Here is a 17,145-nt window from a genome sequence, read left to right on the forward strand (position 1 = left end):
AATCTGCTCCTGGCCGACATCGTTGTCAACCCTTGCGGCTGAGGGTTCCTGTGCGCATTGGTTCAGCCGGGTGGGGTTCTGGGCGGGAAGGGGGACGGCGCGTACATCCTGGTGCCGAACTCCGCGCTGCGGCAGGCGTGTTCGGGCCTCTTGCGGCAGTGGCGTGACCAACGGCCACGGGCCGCCCCGGATGCCGTGGCGCAGCGCTGATGTGGTGTCAGGCCTGGGCGCTGCCGGGTACCGCGGGCGCGGCGCTCACCGCTGTGACGACCGGCTCGGCCGGAAAGCGCGCGGCGACCTGGGCGGCGGTGGCGGTGGCGCGGGCTGTCGTGGTCGCCACGCCTATCGCCGTGATCACGAGGCCGCCGGTGGCGAGGATCCACCAGCCCGGGTGGCCGGCGGTGGCGAGGCCGGGTCCGCCCGGGGCGCGGGTGCGGGCGGTGACGATCGAGCCGAGGACCGCGACGCCGAGATTGTTGCCGATCTGCCGGCCGGTGGTGGTGATCGCGGCGGACACCCCGGCCTGGGCACGCGGCATCCCCGCTACGGCAGTGCTGGTGATCGGGGCGTTGACCAGGCCGAATCCGATGCCGAACAGTACATAGGCGGCGAGCAGGGTCGCCCACGGCGTGGTCGGGGTGAGTGTCGTCAGCGTCAGTGCGGCGACGGCGATCAGCAGGCCCGCGGCGACCAGCGGCGGGCGGGGGCCGCGCGCCGCGGTGAGGCGTCCGGACAGCGGTGAGGCCAGCGCGGTGCCGGCGGCCATCGGCACGGTCAGCAGACCGGCCTCCAGCGCGCTGCAGCCGCGTACGTCCTGCAGGTAGAGGGTGTTGAGGAACAGGAACCCGGACAGCACGAGGAACGCCGTGACGGCGGCGACGAAGGAGCCGGTGAACGGGACCGAACGGAAGAACACCGGGTCCACCAGGGGCTGTTGGCGACGCCGTTCGTAGGCGGGCAGCGCTACGGCCGCGCCCGCGGCCAGGATGAACAGGGCGACGATGAGGGCACTGGCGTAGCCCTGCCGGGAGCCTTCGATGATCGCGAAGATCAGCGAGGTGAGGATCGCAACGACGAGGAACTGGCCGACCGGGTCGGGGCGTCGGGGCGCGGCGGCCCTGGATTCGGGGATGAAGATGGCGGCGAGCACCAGGGCGGCGACTCCGATCGGGATGTTGATCCAGAAGATCGAGCGCCAGCCGGCCGAGGCGACCAGCAGACCGCCCACCACCGGTCCTGCGGCCAGGGACAGGCCGACCGTGGTGCCCCACAGCCCGATCGCACGGGCGCGCTCGCGCGGATCGGGGAAGGCGTGCGTGATGATCGACAGGGCGACCGGGTTGAGCATGCTGGCGCCCAGACCCTGGGCGACCCGGAAGGCGATCAACCAGCCGAGACTCGGAGCCAGGGAACAGGCCAGCGAACCGGCGGTGAAGAGGAGCAGCCCGGCCTGGAACACCCGGCGTCGTCCGATCCGGTCCGCGGTGGATCCGGCGAGCATCATGAAGGCGGCGACGGCGAGGGTGTAACCGTCGACGGTCCACTGCAGCCCGCTCACCGGGGCGTGCAGATCGTCTCCCACGGCGGGCAGGGCGACGTTCGCGGCGGTGGTGTCCAGGGCGGTGATCAGCAGGCTGAGGCAGCACACGGCGAGGACGAGCCCCGCCCGCCGACGGGTGTCGATCGGGAGGGGCGTGTGCGACGGCATGTTCGTTCTCCTCGATCAGGGATGGTGCGTTCCGCGGCCCTGGCGTACGGCGTGTCCGGCGGTCCGGGGCGCGAACGGCAAGGTGTGGCACGGGAGTTGGGGCTTCGTGGTGGTCACCGGGCTGCGGAAGGGGCCGGAAGGCGGCGCGGGGAAACGGGCCGGTCGGCGCTCGCTCGTCCTTCGTCGGGATGATGCGGTGGCGGTGGGCGCGTTGCCTGCGCCGGATCCTGTGTGTTTTCGCCGGTTCCTGACGTGGCGGTGCGATGCCAGGAAGGCGTGTGGATCAACTGCGGTTATGCGATGGGGATTTCATCGAGCTGGACGAGGCTGCTCGGGCCGCCGGTGCTGAGCGTGGGGATGGCGGAGATGAAGCGGTGGACATGCTCGGTGCGGAGGTGGGCGGCGAACGCGGCGGCGTCGGTGTAGACCTCGTAGAGGTAGAAGCGGCCGGGGACGTCGCGTGCCTCGTAGGCGGTGAAGGTGACGCAGCCGGATTCGCGGCGTACCTCGCGGACGAGTTCGACGATCTTCGCGCGGAAGGCGTCTTCCTGGCCGGGCCTGGCGTCCAGGACGGCGATCATGGGGCGCGGGTCCGGGTCGTCGGTGTCGACCTGGAGGTTGCCGTGACTCAGGCTCGCGGCAAGGAAGTTGTCGGTGTCGGGCATGGGTCAGAGCTCGATCCTGATGCCGGGTTCGACGATGCGGACGCTGGTCTCGGGAGCCAGGCCGCGGGAGGCGTCCTGGTAGCGCAGCGGGTTCTTGTCGCTGTGGGTGATGAGCCGGTCGCCCAGGAACCCTTTGGTGAAGGCGTAGTGGTGCGGGACGGCCACTTCGGGCTTCAGGAGGGCGGTCAGTTCGGCCGCCTCGTCGGCGTTCATGACGACCTGCGCGTTGCCGGCCGGCCGGATGTGCAGGCCGTTGGTGGGGAGCAGGGCGAGTGAGATGTGCCCCAACCGCTTGGGGATCTCGGCGAGTTCGGGGATGAGCATGGTGTCCCCGGCGAAGTACACCGCGTCGGTGCCGGCGCGCAGGACGAAGGTGACCTCGTAGACGCCGTGCTTGGCGGGCGTGGCGGTGATGGTGACGCCGCCGACCTCGGCCTCCTGCCAAGGCGCGAGGGCTGTGACATTCGTGAAGCCGTGCTTGCGTGCCGCCTCGACGACGGTCTCGGCGACGAACAGCGGGACCGAGCGGTCGCGGTAGGCGGCGAAGGCCTCCAAGTCGCAGTGGTCGTAGTGCTCGTGGCTGATCAGTACACCGTCGAGCCGGGGCAGGTCGGGGATGCCGATGGCGATCGGCTCGCCCTGGTAGTACCCGGGGCGGGTGCTGAACCAGGGGTCGGTCAGGAAGGTGCGGCCACCGATTGCTATGAGGTGGCAGCTGTGCGTGATGCGGGTGACCGCGGTCTTGGGCATGGTCGGTTCTCCGGGGGGCCAGGAGTGATGGGTGGTCGGGGGTTCAGCGGGTGAAGGCGGTGAAGTCCGTGTGGGCGCTGTCCCAGATCGCGTGGATGACCTGGTCGGGAGTCTCCAGCTGCGGGGAGTGGCCGGTCTCGGGGAGCAGTTGGAACTGGGCCAGGGGGATCGCGGCGGCGTAGGCGCGTCCGTAGTCGACGTCGACGATCCCGTCGCTCTCGCCCCAGAGCACGAGGGTGGGGATCTCCAGGGACCCGAGGCGCCCGGCGAGAGTGGGGTCGGCCATGGCGGAGCCCGCGTAGACGGCGATAGCGGTCCGGTTGCCCGCGGCGATCGCCTGCGCCGCCGGGGGCAGGGTCGCGGGGTCGATGCGGAACGGCTCCGGGTTGTGGAAGGTGAGCCCGAAGACCTGATCCATGGTCAGGGAGAAGAAGTCGGCCACCGGATGGCCGGGCACCTCGATCCCGACCGGGTCGATCAGGACGATGCCGCTGACGCGCGGCGACTTCAGCAGCGCGATCTCCGCGGTGATCCAGCCGCCGATCGAGTTGCCGATGACGGTGACGTCGGTCAGCGCCAGTTGCTCCAGCAGCGCGCCGTAGAGCCTGGCCAGGCCGGAGATGGTGGTCAGTCCCTCGGGGCGATCGGTGCCGCCGAAACCGGGGTGGGTCGGGACCAGCACGCGCACGTCGTGAGCTGCGGCGAACTCCTCGGCGAACCCCGTCACCGACTGCGGGCCGGCCCCGCCGTGCAGCAGCAGGAACGGCTGCCCGTCCCCGTCCCCGTATCCGGCCACGGACACCTCGACCGGGCCGACTCCGGCGAGGCTGACGGTGTATTGAGTGGTGGTTGCCATGGGCTTCTCCTTGATTGGTTCGGGTGTTGCGTGGGCTGACGCGTCAACGGGTTATGGGTGGGGGTGTTCAGGCGAAGTCGGTGGACGGTTCGGTGGCGTAGCGGCTCATCGCCTCGATCGTCCCCTCGGGCGTCAGAGGTCGGTCGGCGGCGATCATGTCGCGCAGGTCGCGGAAGTAGTTGACGTACAGGTCCGGGGTGAATGTGTTGAGCAGGACCGTTGTGCCGTCGGTCGGGTTGGCGAAGGTGTGCGGGGCGCCGGGCGGGATCATGACCAGCGTTCCGGCGGGCGCGTCGTGCACGGTCTCGCCGACGGTGAACCGGGCCGCGCCGGACACGACGTAGAAGCCCTCGTCGTGGCGGGCGTGCCGGTGCTGCGGCGGACCGTCGGTGTGCGGCGCGAGCGTGATCTCCCCGATGCCGAGGCGGTGATTGGTCGTCGTGCCGTCTTCGAGGATCCGCATCCGGGTCGGGCCGAGCTGGATCGACTCACCGGCGTCGGGACCGACCACTGAGACGTCTGTCATCTGAGCCTCCGTTTGAGAGAGTGGACTGTGTTCGTTGGGGTTGACTCTCATCAATGTAGGTGAGTCGATCCCTTTATGCAAGTTAACTCTCATGATGAGGGTTGCCGTTCGGGTAGTGCCGCAGCGTGCGGGGCGTGTCGCGGTGTCAGGCGATGTGAGGATTGCCGTTCGACGCGCCGAGACCGCCGTCGACGCGGATATGGGCCCCGTTCACGTAACTCGCCGCCGGACCGGCCAGAAACGTGATGACGGAGGCCGCCTCGGCAGGCTCGCCGAAACGTCGCATCGGTACGCGGTTGAGCGCGGCGGCGACGATGGCGTCGCTCTGCAGGAATCCCGCGGTCATGTCGGTGGAGATCATGCTCGGGTGGACGGCGTTGACGCGCACGCCTTCCGCGCCGTGGTCGAGCGCCATCGCGTTGGTCAGGTTGGTCACCGCGCCCTTGGCGGCGTCGTAGGCGGCCAGGCCCCAGTCACCGCCGAGCCCGGACGCCGAACCGACGTTGACGATGCTTCCGCCCACCGCGCGCAGATGGGGGAGCGCGGCCCTGGAGGTGTAGAAGACTCCGTCGAGGTCGGTGGACATGACGCGTCGCCAGCCCGCCGCGTCGATGTCGGTCACGGTGCCCAACGGCTCGACGGTCGCGGCGTTGTTGACCAACGTGTCCAACCGGCCGTGGTCGTGGGCCACGGCGTTCACCAGGTCCGTGATGCCCTCCTCGTCGGAGACGTCACCGGCCCGGGCGATCAGAGCCGCGCCGGGCGGCGCCTCGGACGCCACTTCGTCCAACTTGGCCTGCGTGCGGCCGATGATCACCACCGTGGCGCCCTCGGCGGCGAAGCGGTGAGCGGTGGCCGCGCCGATGCCCGATCCGCCGCCGGTGACGATGACGACCTTGCCGGTGAATGTGTTCTCAGTCATGGGAGAACGTCACCTCCTCATGTGTCGAAATGTGTCGAAGGGATCTGCAGGGAGGGGGAGTGCGAGCGTCTGCGAACAGGCCCTGAAATCAACGGGGTTACCGGAGAGCGGGACGCCGACCCGCACCCGGAGTGGTTACGGCAGGGCGCCGGTCTGGCGCAGCAGACTCACCGCGTCGGCGACGGCCCAGTGCTCGAAGAGCCGGCCGTCCCGGTGGCAGTGCCGGTGTGAGTCCCGCGGGACGGCTTGTGCGTGGCCACGAGATCTCCGTCCCCGACGCTGTGCAGGACCTGGACCCGCAGGCCGGAGAACGCCGCGTGCAGAGCTGGCATGGTCGCGCGCATCCCCTCGCGGTCGTGGCGCTGCCCCGGCTCGACGGTGTGATTCCGGAATTCGGGATGGACGAGCTCGTCGATCAGGTCGAGCCGTCCCATCTCCTGAACCTGCTCGACGAAGTACCGCATACGGGCCGTGTGAGATCGCTCGTCGGGTGCCTGGTCGGGCTTCGGGTGGGATTCCTGTCCCATCACGCCATCTCCTTTCTGTGCGAGGCTGTCGGCGGCCGTGATGATCACCACGTCGGCGGTATTCCGTCGGCTCACGAGAACCTCCTTCTGCGTAACTGCCCGGTTCGGGCCGGGGGTTGTCTCTGCCAAGGAAGCCTAGGAAGATCGCTGCAGCACAGGCTTGAACCAGAGCGCCATCCCGGCAGAACATCCGCGCCAGATGACGCCGGAGCGACGAAGGCTGGGGACGACCGCAGATGGACCGCACTGGAGTGGAGGCCGACGGTTCGGTCCCGGCGCTCTCCGGGGATTCCGGCCCTTCGGATGCCGGGCCGGGAGCGTTCGACGCCTTCCGCGACGGCTGGGAGACGGAGATCGGCGACGGCTTCCCGTTGCCGACGTTCAGTCCGGCCACGACGCGTGACTTCCGGGTCAGGAGCCGCGCCACCAAGGTGGGCGACGTGGCTGTCACCGATCTCCACGGCGCGTCGGCCATCCGGACCGAGGGGCCCCTCAACGGGGTCGAGGACCAGGTGCGGATGTACGTCGTGCGGAGTGGCTCCTGGTCCGTGGGTGCCCCGCTCGCCCGCGACGAACAGACCGTGCCGGCAGGGCAGTTCCTCATCCGTCACATCGGAAAGCCCCTGCACTTCGAGACGGTGCCCGACACGAGGGCGAAGGTTCTCGTCCTGCCCGCCGCCACCCTCAGACCACTGCTCGGCGAGCGGCAGAGCGTCAGCGGGCCGGCGGACTCCGCCGAGGTGCGCCTACTGGTGGCCCACTCGAACATGATCTACGAGACGGCCGCCGACCTCGGCCCGGCCGGAGTGCAGGCCGCGCACAGCACGCTCATCGAACTGGCCAAGGCGGTCGCCAGGCGCCGCGTCGACGACGCGGAACCCCACCTGGCCCTGGCGCTGGCCCAGGCCGCGAAGGACCTCGCGGACAACCACCTGACCGACCCCGATCTCTCCGGCGCGATGCTGGCCCGCGAACTCAACGTCTCCGTACGCAGCCTGCAACGGGCGTTCGCCGCGGCGGGGGAATCGGTGACCGCCTACATCCGCCAACGGCGCCTGGAAGAAGCCCGACTCGCTCTCAGCGCGCCGCCCTCAGGCCGGCTGAGCGTCTCGGAACTCGCCGCCCACTGGCAGTTCGCGGACAGCAGCCACTTCATCCGGGCCTTCAAGAAGCACTACGGCCGGACGCCGACCGACTACGCCCGCTCGACCACGGCGGCGCGGAACTGACCCGCACGGGGCGCCTGCCGTCAGCAGTCCTGACCGGCTCGCCGGTCTGTGCCCGTTCCCCGCGATTGCGTGCGGACCCCGGCCCGGTCGGCGGCGCACGGTCATCCGCTTCTGGGCTGCGACGGCCCGGCCAGCAGCACGGGTTCGATCGCCTCGTAGCGGTGGCGTTCGCGTGCGGTGGCCTTTCGGCCGGACAGGAGGGTGCCGAGGACTCCGAAGAGGAAGCCGGCCGGGACGGAGACGAGGGCAGTGGTCGTGAAGGGGAACCAGTTGAAGTCGGCCTCGGGGAAGGCGGATTGGGGGGAGCCGGAGACGAGGTTGGTGCCGGTCATCAGGATGAGGACGCTGAGGGTGCCGCCGATGAGCGTGCACAGCAGACCGGCGCGGGTGTAGCGCCGCCAGAAGAGGCCGAGGACGAGTGCGGGGGCGATGGCGGAGGCGCCCAGGCAGAAGGAGACGATGGCCAGTGGCTGGAGACTTCGGTGCTGGGCGAGCACCGCCAGCACGATCACCGGGATCCCCACGGCCAACGCGGCCAGGCGCGCCAGCGCCATCTCGCGCAGGGGCGGTGTGTTCGAGCGGGCGAGGACGTCGTGGGCCAGGGAGTTGGCGCAGGCCAGCGTCATGCTGGCCACGGATGCCAGCAGGGTCAGGAAGATGGCCGTGGTGACCGTGGTGAACAGCAGGCTCTCCGCGCGGGAGAGGTCCGTTCCGAACGCGGCGCGCGCCCCGAGCAGATAGGCGGTGTTGCCGCGTGGGTCCGCGGCGGCGATCGTCTTGCCGCCGATGAGCGCGGTGGCGCCGACGGCGACGACGGTGATGACCGCCATGAACAGGGCGACCGCCGAGACCGCCCAGGACATCGCGCGTCGCACCTGACGGGTGCTGCCGGCGGTGTACATGCGCATGGTGACGTGCGGCAGGCAGGCGCCGCCCAGCACGATGGCGCACTGGGTGCTCACCATGTCGAGGGCGGGATGCTGTCCGCCCGCGAACTGCAGCCCGTAGCGCAGGTAGTTCGGACCGGCCCCGCTGTTCTGTGCGGCGGACTGGAACAGGGTCTGCGGGCTCCAGCCGAAGGTGTGCAGGATGAGCGCGGCGACGACGAGCCCGGAGCCGAGGAGGATCACCGTCTTGAGGATCTGGATCAGGGCGGTGCCGCGCATGCCCCCGATGGCCGCGTACGTGATCATCAGCGCTCCGGCCCCGACGACGCAGCCGGTGCGCATCGTGCTGTCGGAGAAGCCGAGGACGAACGCCAACAGCTGCCCCACGCCGGCGAGTTGTACGACCATCATGGGCACCAGTGCCGCGAGGGTGACCGCGCACGCGGTGATCCGCACCGCACGGCCGGGCATACGACGGGCCAGCGCGTCGCCCATCGTGAACCGGCCGGTGTGATGCAGGGGTTCCGCCAGCACGAACATCAGGAGCAGCAGCGAGAGGAGGGTGCTCAGGGCCAGTACGACACCGTCGTAGCCGCACAGCGCGATGATGCCGCCGACCGTGAGGACGGTGGCCGCGGAGATGTAGTCACCGGCGATGGCCAGGCCGTTGCGCAGGGGCGACAGCAACCGGTAGCCGGTGTAGAACTCGTCCAGGTCGTCACGGTCGGGACCGGTGACCACGCACAGCAGCAGCGTGAGGGTCACGACACTGAAGAACGCCACGAGCGACCAGGACTGCGCGGCGCCCTTGAAGTCCGTCACGGCCGCACCTCCCCGTCGCGGGCGTGACGGGTCTGACGGCGCACCCGGCGGGCGAGGGGGTCGACGTACCGACGCGCGATCCCCTCGTAGAAGACCACGGCCAGCCAGGTGACAGGGAGTTGCACCAGGGCCAGGAACAGTCCGGTGGGCAAGCCGCCCGGGGCGGGACGGGCCATCACCGAGGGGAATTCGACGGTGAGCGTGAGGAAGACGGCGAAGTAGCCGAGCGCCGCGAACGCGGCGACGCGCCGCTGCCAGCGGCAGGCCCGGCGCAGGAGACGCAGATCGCGGTGCGGTCCGGCCGCCGAACGGGGCAGGGCCGTCGGCCGGCGGCCGCTCTGCGGGGCCGACGCCCACGTGGGCGTGGCGGGGGAGGCGTGCCGTCCGGGCCGGTACTGGAGCGGGTGTAACTCGGAGCTGTCGGAAGACATTCCAAGATCTCCTAGTGGGTCGTGGGCCCCAAGAGGTGCGGACCGCGAGAAGGCGGGGAATGGTCCGGGTCATCGCACGCTATGCGGGTGCCGGACCGCGCGCAGGACTTCCGGTGAACTCCCTGGTGAAGAGCACTGCAACCCTCTGACCTCGGATGTTGTGAATGTGAGGCGTGTGGCGGAGTACCACGGGAGTGCCTTGTGGGCCCTGGACGCGTCGAACCGACCGGGCGGGCGCGTGGGGGTGCTGGTTGCCTCGCCGGTGACGACGCGGTCAACGGTCCCCGGCGGCTGCTCCGGCTGCCTCGACGGCGGATACGGAGAAAGCCCCTGAAGGCGCCGAGAGGTGACGTGTGGTCAGCCGATGCCCGTCCAGCGGGAGGAGTCCGCGGCGCTGCGTTCGACGGCCCGCATGACGTACTGGACCTGCAGGCCGTCGGCGAACGACGGGCACGGATCGCTCCCGTCGCCCGCCACCGCGGTCAGGAAGTCGTGGACCTGGTGGACGAACGCGTGCTCGTAGCCCAGGCCGTGACCGGGCGGCCACCAGGAACCCAGGTAGGGGTGCCCGGGCTCGGTGACCAGGATCCGGCGGAATCCCGCCTCCGTCTCCGGGTCGGTGGCGTCGTGGAGCAGAAGCTCGTTCATCGACTCGAAGTCGAAGGCGACCGACCCGCGTGAGCCGTTCACCTCGATCCGCAGCGCGTTCTTGCGTCCCGTGGCGAAGCGCGTCGCTTCGACCACGACGAGTGCGCCTCCTTGCAGTCGGCCGGTGAACGCGGTCGCGTCGTCGACGGTCACCGGGCCGCGCTGTTCCCCCGCCCGCGCCGAGAGCCCGCTGGATTCCGTCGGCAAGGGGCGCTCGGTGACGAACGTGGCCTGCGTCGCCGACACCCCGGTGAGCCGCTCGCCGGTCAGGTGCTGGAGCAGGTCGATGACGTGCGAGCCGAGGTCTCCGAGCGCGCCGGAACCGGCCCGTTCCTTGCGCAGCCGCCACACCAGCGGGAACTCGGGGTCGACGATCCAGTCCTGGAGGTACTGGGCCCTGACGTGCCGCACCTCGCCGATCCGTCCTTCGGCGATCAGCCGGGCGGCGTGTGCCAGGGCGGGCACGCGCCGGTTGTTGAAGCCGACCATCGACCGGACGCCGGCCTCGGCGGCGACCCGCGCTGCGGCGGCCATCCGCTCGGCCTCCTCGACCGTGTTGGCGAGGGGTTTCTCGCACAGCACGTGTTTGCCGGCGGCCAGGGCGGCGATGGCGATGTCGGCGTGGGAGTCGCCGGGCGTGCAGATGTCGACGACGTCCACGTCGTCGCGTCGTACCACCTCCTGCCAGTCGGCCGCCCAGTCGCCCCACCCCAGCCGCTCGGCGGCCCGCGCCGCGCCCTTCGGGTCACGGCCGCAGACGACGGTCATGTCGACGTCGAAGGGCAGGTCGAACACGCGGGGCGCGGTGCGCCAGGCCTGGGAGTGCACGGCTCCCATGAACGAGTGGCCGATCATCGCCACCCCGAGGCGGGGGCGGCCGGAGACGAGGTCGGGTGAAGGGCGGGGCACTTGGTCTCCGTATCGGTAGGGCGTCAGGCGGACGCGGCGGCGGGTGGTGTCTCGTGCGGGGCGAGGGCGCCGCGGACCGACGGCCAACTGGCAAGGGCAGCACGTACGGCGGGGCGTTTCTCGTCGCTCAGGGCCGCCGCGTATGCCCGGTCGAGCACGTCGTCCACGAGTACGCGCTGCCCGGTGCGGGCCGACTCGACCGCGGCCTCGACCATCGCCAGGCTCATGGTGTTCTCGTGCACCTCGCCCATGGGCACACCGCCGGTCCGCAGCGACTCGACGAACACCCGCAGCGCTCCGGCGATGTCGGAGTACGGCGAGCGGGGCCGCTCGGCGGGTTGTACGTCGGCGGCGAGCACGGGCTCGGTGTCGCCGTCCCACAGCGCCGAGCCCTTCTCGCCGCTCGCCCGCCAGGTGCCGTTCCACGAGGTCTCGGCGCCCGGACTGCACCAACTGCCGTTGTACGCATAGCGTGTTCCGCCCTCCATCTCGAAGACGGCGCTCGCCGCGGCGTCGCCGTCGTACCAGCTCCACGGCGGGTTGTACGCCTGGCAGTAGGCGGTGACCGGGTCCGCGCCGAGCAGGAAACGGGCCGAGTCGAAGGCGTGGATGGCCATGTCGATCAGCAGCGGGTACGCCATCTCCTCGCGGAAACCGCCCATGTGCGGAGCCTTGAAGAACTCGGTCGTCAGCGTGCCGAGCGCACCGAGTTCCTCCAACATCCCGCGCAGGGCGAAGAGTTGGGGATTCCAGCGCCGTGACTGGCTCACCATGAACAGCTCGCCGCTCACCTCGGACGCGGCGGCCAGCGACAGGGCGTGGGCCAGGGTGTCGGCGATCGGTTTCTCGCCGAGGACGGGCAGGCCGGCGAACAACGCGGCGGTGGTGACGGGGTGGTGGGCCACCGGAACCGTCACGTTGATGATCGCTTGGGCGCCGGTGTCGGCCGCGAGGGCGACCGCGTCGGGGCCGACCGGGAGGTCCGGCCGGCCCAGGCCGGCCGCCGACCGCCGGGCCGCGTCCAGGTCGAGGTCGACGATGCCGGCGAGTTCGGCCTCGGGTGCGGCGGTGACGGTGGCCAGCCACTGCTGTCCCATGGAGCCGGCACCGACCACCAGCACGCGCAGGGGGTTGTCGGGCCCGCAGGGGATGGTCCGGTGGGTCATCGAAGCGGCCCCGAATAGTCCACACCGTTGAAGAAGTCGTCGGTGTCGTAGCGCAGCAGCACCGGGTGGGCGCGCTCGGGCCGGTCCGTGCGCGCCCATTGCACGCCGTTGGCGATCACCCGGCGGATGTCCTTGTTGTGGTAGACGGGGTAGTCCTGGTCGCCGGGGCTGAAGTAGAAGATCCGGCCGTGACCGCGACGGAAGGTACAGCCGCTGCGGATCACCTCGCCGCCCGTGAAGGAGCTGACGAAGACCAGTTCGTCCGGGACGGGGATGTCGAAGAACTCCCCGTACATCTCGTCCTCCTCGACGACGAGGGGATGCGGAACTCCCTTGGCGATCGGGTGCGTTGGGTTCACCGTCCACACCAGCTCGCGGTCGTGCTCGTTGCGCCAGCGCAGGGTGCAGCTGGTACCCATGAGCTTGACGAAGATCTTCGACCAGTGCCCGGAGTGCAGCACCACGAGGCCCATGCCCGACAGCACGTGCCGGTGCACCCGTTCCACGACCTCGTCGGACACCTCGGCGTGGGCGGCGTGTCCCCACCAGGTGAGGACATCGGTCGACGCCAACACCCCTTCGGTCAGGCCGTGTTCGGGGTCGTCCAGTGTCGCGGTACGTATGACGCAGGCGTCGCCGAGGTTCTCCTTGATGCCCTCGGCGATCGTGCTGTGCATGCCCTGAGGGTAGATCTTGGCCACGTGCTCCTCGATCTTCTCGTGGCGGTTCTCCCCCCACACGGTCACGCGGATCGGGGCCGGGGGCGGTGCGGAAGACGTGGTCACAGGGGTGTTCTGCCTTTCTCCGAAGTCGCCCTGAGGGCGGGTCATTTGACGGCTCCGCCGGTCACGCCGGTGGCGATGTAGCGCTGAGCCACCAGGAGCAGCACGAGAGCCGGGACCGAGGCGAGGGTCGCGGTGGCCATCACCGCGTTCCAGTCGCTGACGTGGGAGCCGAGGTACTGGTAGAGGCCGAGGGTGACGGGGCGGACGTCCTCGGTCGTCGTCAGGGTCAGCGCGAAGAGGAAGTCGCTCCAGGTGAACAGGAACGTGAACAGCCCAGCCGTGATGAGGGCGTTCCTGCTCATCGGCAGGACGATCGACACGAACGCCCGGACCCTGCCCGCTCCGTCCACGCGGGCCGCCTCGATCACCGATGCGGGGATGTTGCCCATGAAGGCCCGCAGGATCAGGATCGCGAAGGGGATGCCGGCGGTGGAGTCGGCCAGGATCAGGCCGGGGACCGAGTTGAGCAGTCCGAGGTCGTTGTACGCGCTGTAGAGGGCGTTGGCCACGACGATCCCGGGGACCATCTGGCTGATCAGGATCCCGAACAGCACGGGGCCGACCCAGCGCGCGTTGACGTGCGCGAGCGCGTACGCGGCCGGGCTCGCGATGATCAGGCTGAACACGACGCTCCCCACCGCAACGACCAGGCTGGTCAGGAGATTTGGCCCCTGCTGGCTCAGCGCGGTGGCGTAGCCGTCGAAGTTCAGATGCGTCGGGAACCACGGCGTGCTCACCGCGGTGTTGGCCGGCTGGAGGGAGACGTTGACCATCCAGTAGACCGGGAACAGCATCATGGCCAGGATCAGCGCGCCGATCGCGGTGTATCCCCAGGGCCGCCGGGAGCGCCGCCGGTGGACGGGTGTGTGCGTGGCCGGTTGGACAGAGGCGTGCGTGATCGATGACATGACGGCCTCACTGCTCGACGGCGCGACGGTTCGCGCGCAGGTAGAGGACGGCGAAGACCAGGGAGATGACGATGAGGATGTTGCCGAGCGCGGCACCCTGCCCGAAGTCGAACTGCTGGAAGGAGAGTTGGTAGGACTGACTGGCGATGGTCTGCGTCGCGTTCGCCGGTCCGCCGTTGGTGAGCCCGAGGATGACGTCGAGCACCTTGACCGTGTAGACGACGCCGAGGACGAGCACCACGCTGACCACGGGACGCAGCAGGGGCCAGGTCACGTGCCGGAACGCCCGCCAGCCCGTCGCGCCGTCCAGGGCCGCCGCCTCGTACAACTCCTCGGGGATGTCCTGCAGCCCGCCGTAGAGGATCGCGACATTGAACGGGATCCCGATCCAGATGTTGACCACGATCACCGCGAACAGCGCCAGCGAGGTGCTGGTCAGCCAGCCGGGACGGTCCTGTACGAGGTGCAGGGCGCCGAGGAACCGGTTGAGCACGCCGTTGTCCTGGTCGAGGATCCACCGCCACACCGCGCTGGAGACGATCAGCGGCACCAGCCACGGCAGCAACAGCAGGGAGCGCATGACACCGTTCAGCGGGAACCTGCGGCGGAAGAACAGGGCGATCGCCAGACCGGTGAGGAACTGCCCCGCGATCGAACCCACCGTGAACAGGACCGTGTTGAGCAGTGCCTTGTCGAAGACGGAGGACGAGATGACCGCCCGGTAGTTGGCGAAGCCGGCCCAGGGCGCCTCGCCGGTGTAGAAGGTGGTCGTCGTGTAGTGCTGGAAGCCCATGACGACGTTCTTCACGACCGGGTAGCCGAAGAAGGCCACCATGTAGGCCACGGCGGGCAGCAGGAACAGCAGGTGGGACTGACCCCGCCGGCCGCGTTTGCCCAGCATCCCGAGCCTCCGGCCCGCCGGGGCGCTGTCCGTGGCCGGCACCGTACGCTCCTTGGCCCGCACCGCGCGGCGCAGTACGTCAGCCATCCTGGGCCTGCTTCAGTGCCTTCGCCGGAGTCGCCCCCTGGGTGAGCGCCGTCTGTATCGCGGTGTAGATCTTGGTGGCGGCCTTCGGCCAGTCCTTGCCCAACTCACCAGTGCGGGCACGGGCGTTGCGCACCTGGTCGGTGAACGCCTTCATCCGGGGCTGCTCGGTGGCGAACTTGTCCATCAGCGCGGTCTTCGTCGGCACGGTCTGGCGCTGCTGGGCCAACGACAGCTGGTTCTTGTCTGAGTTGAGGCACGCGACGACCTTGGCCGCCTTGTCCTGGCGCTGCGCGTTGCCGGTCTGCGGAACGGTCCAGGTCTCACCACCCAGCGGGACGACGGGAGTTCCGCCGGCCTTCGGCACGGGGATCTGGACGACGTCGTAGTGCAGGCTCGTCTTCTTGTCGAGGACCGGGAACTGCCAGGGGCCGTTGACCATCATGGCCGCGTTGCCCGCCGCGAACTGGTCGTCGGCGTCGGCCTGGGCCCAGCTGACCACCGACTTCGACGCCGAACCGTCCTTGACCAGGTCCACCCAGAGCTGAAGTGCCTGTGCGGCCTGGGGAGTTGCTATGTCCTTCTCGTCGCCGCCGTTGGACCACATGAAGGGCAGGAACTGCCAGGTCCCCTCGTAGGTGGCCGGTGCGGCGAAGGCGATGCCGTACCTCTTGCCCGAAGTGAGCTTCTTGGCGGCCGACTTGAGCTCGGCCCAGGTGGTCGGCGGCTTGACCCCGGCCTTGTCGAGCATGTCCTTGTTGTAGAACAGGCCGAGCGTGTTGGTCACCGGCTGCAGGCCGTAGAGCTTGCCCTGGTAGGTCGAGGCGTCCACCACACCCTTGGCGTATCCGTCCGCCTTCAGGCCGAAGTCGCCGAGCGGGGCGAGGGCACCGCTGGCGGCGATCTGCTGCAGGTCGGGGTTGTCGAGCATCAGGACGTCGGGCAGAGTCCGCGACGAGGCCTGTTGCAGCACCTTGGGTATCAGGGACGGCCCGGCCACCGCCTCCCGCTTGATCTTGACGCCGTTCTGCTGTCCGCACGCGTCCAGGACCTTCGCGTAGATCCCCTTGTCGGGCTGATCGGCGTAGTAGTCCATCACCCGCAGGGTGTCGGCGCCGCCGGACGATCCGGTACTCGAACCACAGCCGCTCAGGCTGAGCGGCGCCAGCAGCGCGAGGGCCACCGTCAGTGTCGTTCTGCTGAGGATCGCTCGTCGTTGAGCCATGTTCGTTCTCTCCTCGGTCGGCGCTGTCTCGGGCGGACCGCGCGGGGTGTCGATGCGTATCGACAGCGGTGACGCGTCATCCCCCTTGACACGAACAGTGGGGATCAGCGGGCAGGCAGGCTTGTCTGACGCAGGGTCAGACGTGGGGTCACCAGTTCAACGGTCGAAGGGGTGGGCACGCTCTCGCGGTTGAGCAGCCGGAACAGGATCCTCATCGCGCGGCGCGAAACGTCCCTGGGTTCCAGCGAGACGTTCGTGACGGGGGGAGTGGAGGTCTCGGCCGTCCGGTCCGTGCACAGTCCGATGACGGACAGGTCGCGTCCGGGGACAAGACCGCGGTCCAGCAGGCTCTGCAACGTCGGCTGGATCAACTGGGGATCGGGGACGACAAGACCCAACCTGCCGCCGCCGGGCCCCTGTTCCGCGAGTGCCTCGTCCAGGGCGGCCTCGGCACCGACGCGGCTGGTGTCCGGCGGGCTGAACTCGGCGTAGGCGATGCCGTGTGCGGCGGCCGCGTCCTCGGCTCCCCGCAGGAAGCGTCGGACGAAGTTGACGTCGCGCGCCATCACGTCACGCGGGTACCCGAGCAGGACGACGCGGTCGTGCGCGGAGGCGGCCAGCTCGTCCACCGCCATGCGTCCGGCCAGGGTGTAGTCCAGGTCGACGCAGTACAGCCCCTCGGGGTCGTCCGGCACGCCGATCAGGATGACGGGCACGCTCAGGCCGGCCGCCACGGGGATGCGCGGATCCTTCGCCCCGACCTCCATCAGCACGATCGCGTCGCACAGGGACTGGTCGCTGAGCCGGGTGAGGCCCTCGGCGCCCTCGTCCTCGGTGGCCAGGATGACGTTGTGGTCCTCTTCCCGGGCGCACTTGGTGATCGTCTCGATGAACGGCAGCACCCCGGTCATGTCGGCCCCCGGCGCGAACGGCACGACCAGACCGATGACTTGGCTGCGTTGACTCGCCAACGCCCGCGCACCCGCGTTGGGTTGGAACCCCAACGTCTCGATCGCCTCCTCGACCCGACGCCGGGTCTCGGGGGATATCGAGCGGCGCCCGCTCATGACATAGGAGACCGTGCTCTGGGAGACGCCCGCCAACCGGGCCACGTCCCGGCTTGTCACCATGCGAGCACCTCCCTCGGTTCCCTCGGTGTCGATACATGTCGATACGTATCGACTGACTGGGACGAG

The 17,145-nt window shown here is 69.7% G+C and carries 17 protein-coding genes; 1 reads left to right on the forward strand and 16 read right to left on the reverse strand.

Annotation, left to right across the window (positions count from 1 at the left end):
• Positions 1 to 217 precede the first annotated feature (217 nt).
• The 7 genes from ACGFY9_RS35850 to ACGFY9_RS35880 all read right to left on the reverse strand — a co-directional run bounded on the left by ACGFY9_RS35850 (position 218) and on the right by ACGFY9_RS35880 (position 6,029).
• Positions 218 to 1,708, reverse strand: coding sequence for an MFS transporter (locus ACGFY9_RS35850; RefSeq protein WP_393761233.1), 1,491 nt, complete (start codon positions 1,706 to 1,708; stop codon positions 218 to 220).
• Between the two features lie 293 nt (positions 1,709 to 2,001).
• A complete protein-coding gene (locus ACGFY9_RS35855; RefSeq protein ID WP_393761235.1) occupies positions 2,002 to 2,373 on the reverse strand; it encodes a putative quinol monooxygenase in 372 nt (123 codons plus the stop codon).
• Positions 2,374 to 2,376: 3 nt separating this feature from the next.
• Positions 2,377 to 3,123, reverse strand: a complete 747-nt coding sequence (locus tag ACGFY9_RS35860; protein WP_393761237.1) for an MBL fold metallo-hydrolase — start codon at positions 3,121 to 3,123, stop codon at positions 2,377 to 2,379.
• Between the two features lie 43 nt (positions 3,124 to 3,166).
• Positions 3,167 to 3,979 (reverse strand): alpha/beta fold hydrolase, encoded by an 813-nt coding sequence (locus tag ACGFY9_RS35865; RefSeq protein WP_393761239.1) that lies wholly within the window; start codon positions 3,977 to 3,979, stop codon positions 3,167 to 3,169.
• Positions 3,980 to 4,046: 67 nt separating this feature from the next.
• Positions 4,047 to 4,505 carry a cupin domain-containing protein gene (locus ACGFY9_RS35870; protein ID WP_393761241.1) on the reverse strand — a complete coding sequence of 153 codons (459 nt, stop codon included), beginning with the start codon at positions 4,503 to 4,505 and terminating at the stop codon, positions 4,047 to 4,049.
• Positions 4,506 to 4,650: 145 nt separating this feature from the next.
• Positions 4,651 to 5,427 (reverse strand): SDR family NAD(P)-dependent oxidoreductase, encoded by a 777-nt coding sequence (locus ACGFY9_RS35875; RefSeq protein ID WP_393761243.1) that lies wholly within the window; start codon positions 5,425 to 5,427, stop codon positions 4,651 to 4,653.
• A gap of 167 nt (positions 5,428 to 5,594) precedes the next feature.
• Entirely contained in the window at positions 5,595 to 6,029 is a 435-nt protein-coding gene (locus ACGFY9_RS35880; RefSeq protein WP_393761245.1) for an ester cyclase, read from the reverse strand.
• Between the two features lie 161 nt (positions 6,030 to 6,190).
• On the opposite strand from ACGFY9_RS35880, the gene ACGFY9_RS35885 reads away from it, so the two are divergent.
• Complete coding sequence (locus ACGFY9_RS35885) at positions 6,191 to 7,183, forward strand: helix-turn-helix domain-containing protein (protein WP_393761247.1); 993 nt, start codon at positions 6,191 to 6,193, stop codon at positions 7,181 to 7,183.
• A 101-nt stretch (positions 7,184 to 7,284) separates the two neighbouring features.
• Here ACGFY9_RS35885 and ACGFY9_RS35890 read toward each other — a convergent pair whose 3' ends face one another.
• The 9 genes from ACGFY9_RS35890 to ACGFY9_RS35930 form a co-directional block, all read right to left on the reverse strand.
• Positions 7,285 to 8,892: a cation acetate symporter gene (locus ACGFY9_RS35890; RefSeq protein ID WP_393761249.1), complete on the reverse strand. Its 1,608-nt coding sequence runs from the start codon at positions 8,890 to 8,892 to the stop codon at positions 7,285 to 7,287.
• Complete coding sequence (locus ACGFY9_RS35895; protein WP_393761251.1) at positions 8,889 to 9,323, reverse strand: DUF485 domain-containing protein; 435 nt, start codon at positions 9,321 to 9,323, stop codon at positions 8,889 to 8,891. The genes ACGFY9_RS35890 and ACGFY9_RS35895 overlap by 4 nt, the downstream gene beginning before the upstream one ends.
• Positions 9,324 to 9,680: 357 nt before the next feature.
• Positions 9,681 to 10,826 carry a Gfo/Idh/MocA family protein gene (locus ACGFY9_RS35900; protein WP_393761465.1) on the reverse strand — a complete coding sequence of 382 codons (1,146 nt, stop codon included), beginning with the start codon at positions 10,824 to 10,826 and terminating at the stop codon, positions 9,681 to 9,683.
• A 77-nt stretch (positions 10,827 to 10,903) separates the two neighbouring features.
• Entirely contained in the window at positions 10,904 to 12,046 is a 1,143-nt protein-coding gene (locus ACGFY9_RS35905) for a Gfo/Idh/MocA family protein (RefSeq protein WP_393761253.1), read from the reverse strand.
• Positions 12,043 to 12,876, reverse strand: coding sequence for a ThuA domain-containing protein (locus ACGFY9_RS35910; protein WP_393761255.1), 834 nt, complete (start codon positions 12,874 to 12,876; stop codon positions 12,043 to 12,045). The genes ACGFY9_RS35905 and ACGFY9_RS35910 overlap by 4 nt, the downstream gene beginning before the upstream one ends.
• Positions 12,873 to 13,739 (reverse strand): carbohydrate ABC transporter permease, encoded by an 867-nt coding sequence (locus ACGFY9_RS35915; RefSeq protein WP_393761257.1) that lies wholly within the window; start codon positions 13,737 to 13,739, stop codon positions 12,873 to 12,875. Before ACGFY9_RS35915 ends, ACGFY9_RS35910 begins: the two co-directional genes overlap by 4 nt.
• Before the next feature lie 7 nt (positions 13,740 to 13,746).
• On the reverse strand, positions 13,747 to 14,727 hold the full coding sequence (locus tag ACGFY9_RS35920; protein ID WP_393761259.1) for a carbohydrate ABC transporter permease: 981 nt from the start codon (positions 14,725 to 14,727) through the stop codon (positions 13,747 to 13,749).
• A complete protein-coding gene (locus tag ACGFY9_RS35925) occupies positions 14,720 to 15,949 on the reverse strand; it encodes an extracellular solute-binding protein (RefSeq protein WP_393761261.1) in 1,230 nt (409 codons plus the stop codon). The genes ACGFY9_RS35920 and ACGFY9_RS35925 overlap by 8 nt, the downstream gene beginning before the upstream one ends.
• A gap of 104 nt (positions 15,950 to 16,053) precedes the next feature.
• Positions 16,054 to 17,079, reverse strand: coding sequence for a LacI family DNA-binding transcriptional regulator (locus tag ACGFY9_RS35930; RefSeq protein WP_393761263.1), 1,026 nt, complete (start codon positions 17,077 to 17,079; stop codon positions 16,054 to 16,056).
• Positions 17,080 to 17,145 lie beyond the last annotated feature (66 nt).

The organism is Streptomyces sp. NPDC048504 (genome assembly GCF_043200035.1).
Lineage (GTDB): Bacteria > Actinomycetota > Actinomycetes > Streptomycetales > Streptomycetaceae > Streptomyces.

Excerpts from the sequence above, each read along its gene's own strand:
- ACGFY9_RS35900 (WP_393761465.1), bottom strand. The coding sequence starts at position 10,826 with ATGATCGGCCACTCGTTCATGGGAGCCGTGCACTCCCAGGCCTGGCGC.
- ACGFY9_RS35925 (WP_393761261.1), bottom strand. The coding sequence starts at position 15,949 with ATGGCTCAACGACGAGCGATCCTCAGCAGAACGACACTGACGGTGGCC.
- ACGFY9_RS35885 (WP_393761247.1), top strand. The coding sequence starts at position 6,191 with ATGGACCGCACTGGAGTGGAGGCCGACGGTTCGGTCCCGGCGCTCTCC.
- ACGFY9_RS35895 (WP_393761251.1), bottom strand. The coding sequence starts at position 9,323 with ATGTCTTCCGACAGCTCCGAGTTACACCCGCTCCAGTACCGGCCCGGA.
- ACGFY9_RS35870 (WP_393761241.1), bottom strand. The coding sequence starts at position 4,505 with ATGACAGACGTCTCAGTGGTCGGTCCCGACGCCGGTGAGTCGATCCAG.
- ACGFY9_RS35910 (WP_393761255.1), bottom strand. The coding sequence starts at position 12,876 with ATGACCCGCCCTCAGGGCGACTTCGGAGAAAGGCAGAACACCCCTGTG.
- ACGFY9_RS35875 (WP_393761243.1), bottom strand. The coding sequence starts at position 5,427 with ATGACTGAGAACACATTCACCGGCAAGGTCGTCATCGTCACCGGCGGC.
- ACGFY9_RS35860 (WP_393761237.1), bottom strand. The coding sequence starts at position 3,123 with ATGCCCAAGACCGCGGTCACCCGCATCACGCACAGCTGCCACCTCATA.
- ACGFY9_RS35850 (WP_393761233.1), bottom strand. The coding sequence starts at position 1,708 with ATGCCGTCGCACACGCCCCTCCCGATCGACACCCGTCGGCGGGCGGGG.
- ACGFY9_RS35915 (WP_393761257.1), bottom strand. The coding sequence starts at position 13,739 with ATGTCATCGATCACGCACGCCTCTGTCCAACCGGCCACGCACACACCC.
- ACGFY9_RS35920 (WP_393761259.1), bottom strand. The coding sequence starts at position 14,727 with ATGGCTGACGTACTGCGCCGCGCGGTGCGGGCCAAGGAGCGTACGGTG.
- ACGFY9_RS35905 (WP_393761253.1), bottom strand. The coding sequence starts at position 12,046 with ATGACCCACCGGACCATCCCCTGCGGGCCCGACAACCCCCTGCGCGTG.
- ACGFY9_RS35930 (WP_393761263.1), bottom strand. The coding sequence starts at position 17,079 with ATGGTGACAAGCCGGGACGTGGCCCGGTTGGCGGGCGTCTCCCAGAGC.
- ACGFY9_RS35855 (WP_393761235.1), bottom strand. The coding sequence starts at position 2,373 with ATGCCCGACACCGACAACTTCCTTGCCGCGAGCCTGAGTCACGGCAAC.
- ACGFY9_RS35865 (WP_393761239.1), bottom strand. The coding sequence starts at position 3,979 with ATGGCAACCACCACTCAATACACCGTCAGCCTCGCCGGAGTCGGCCCG.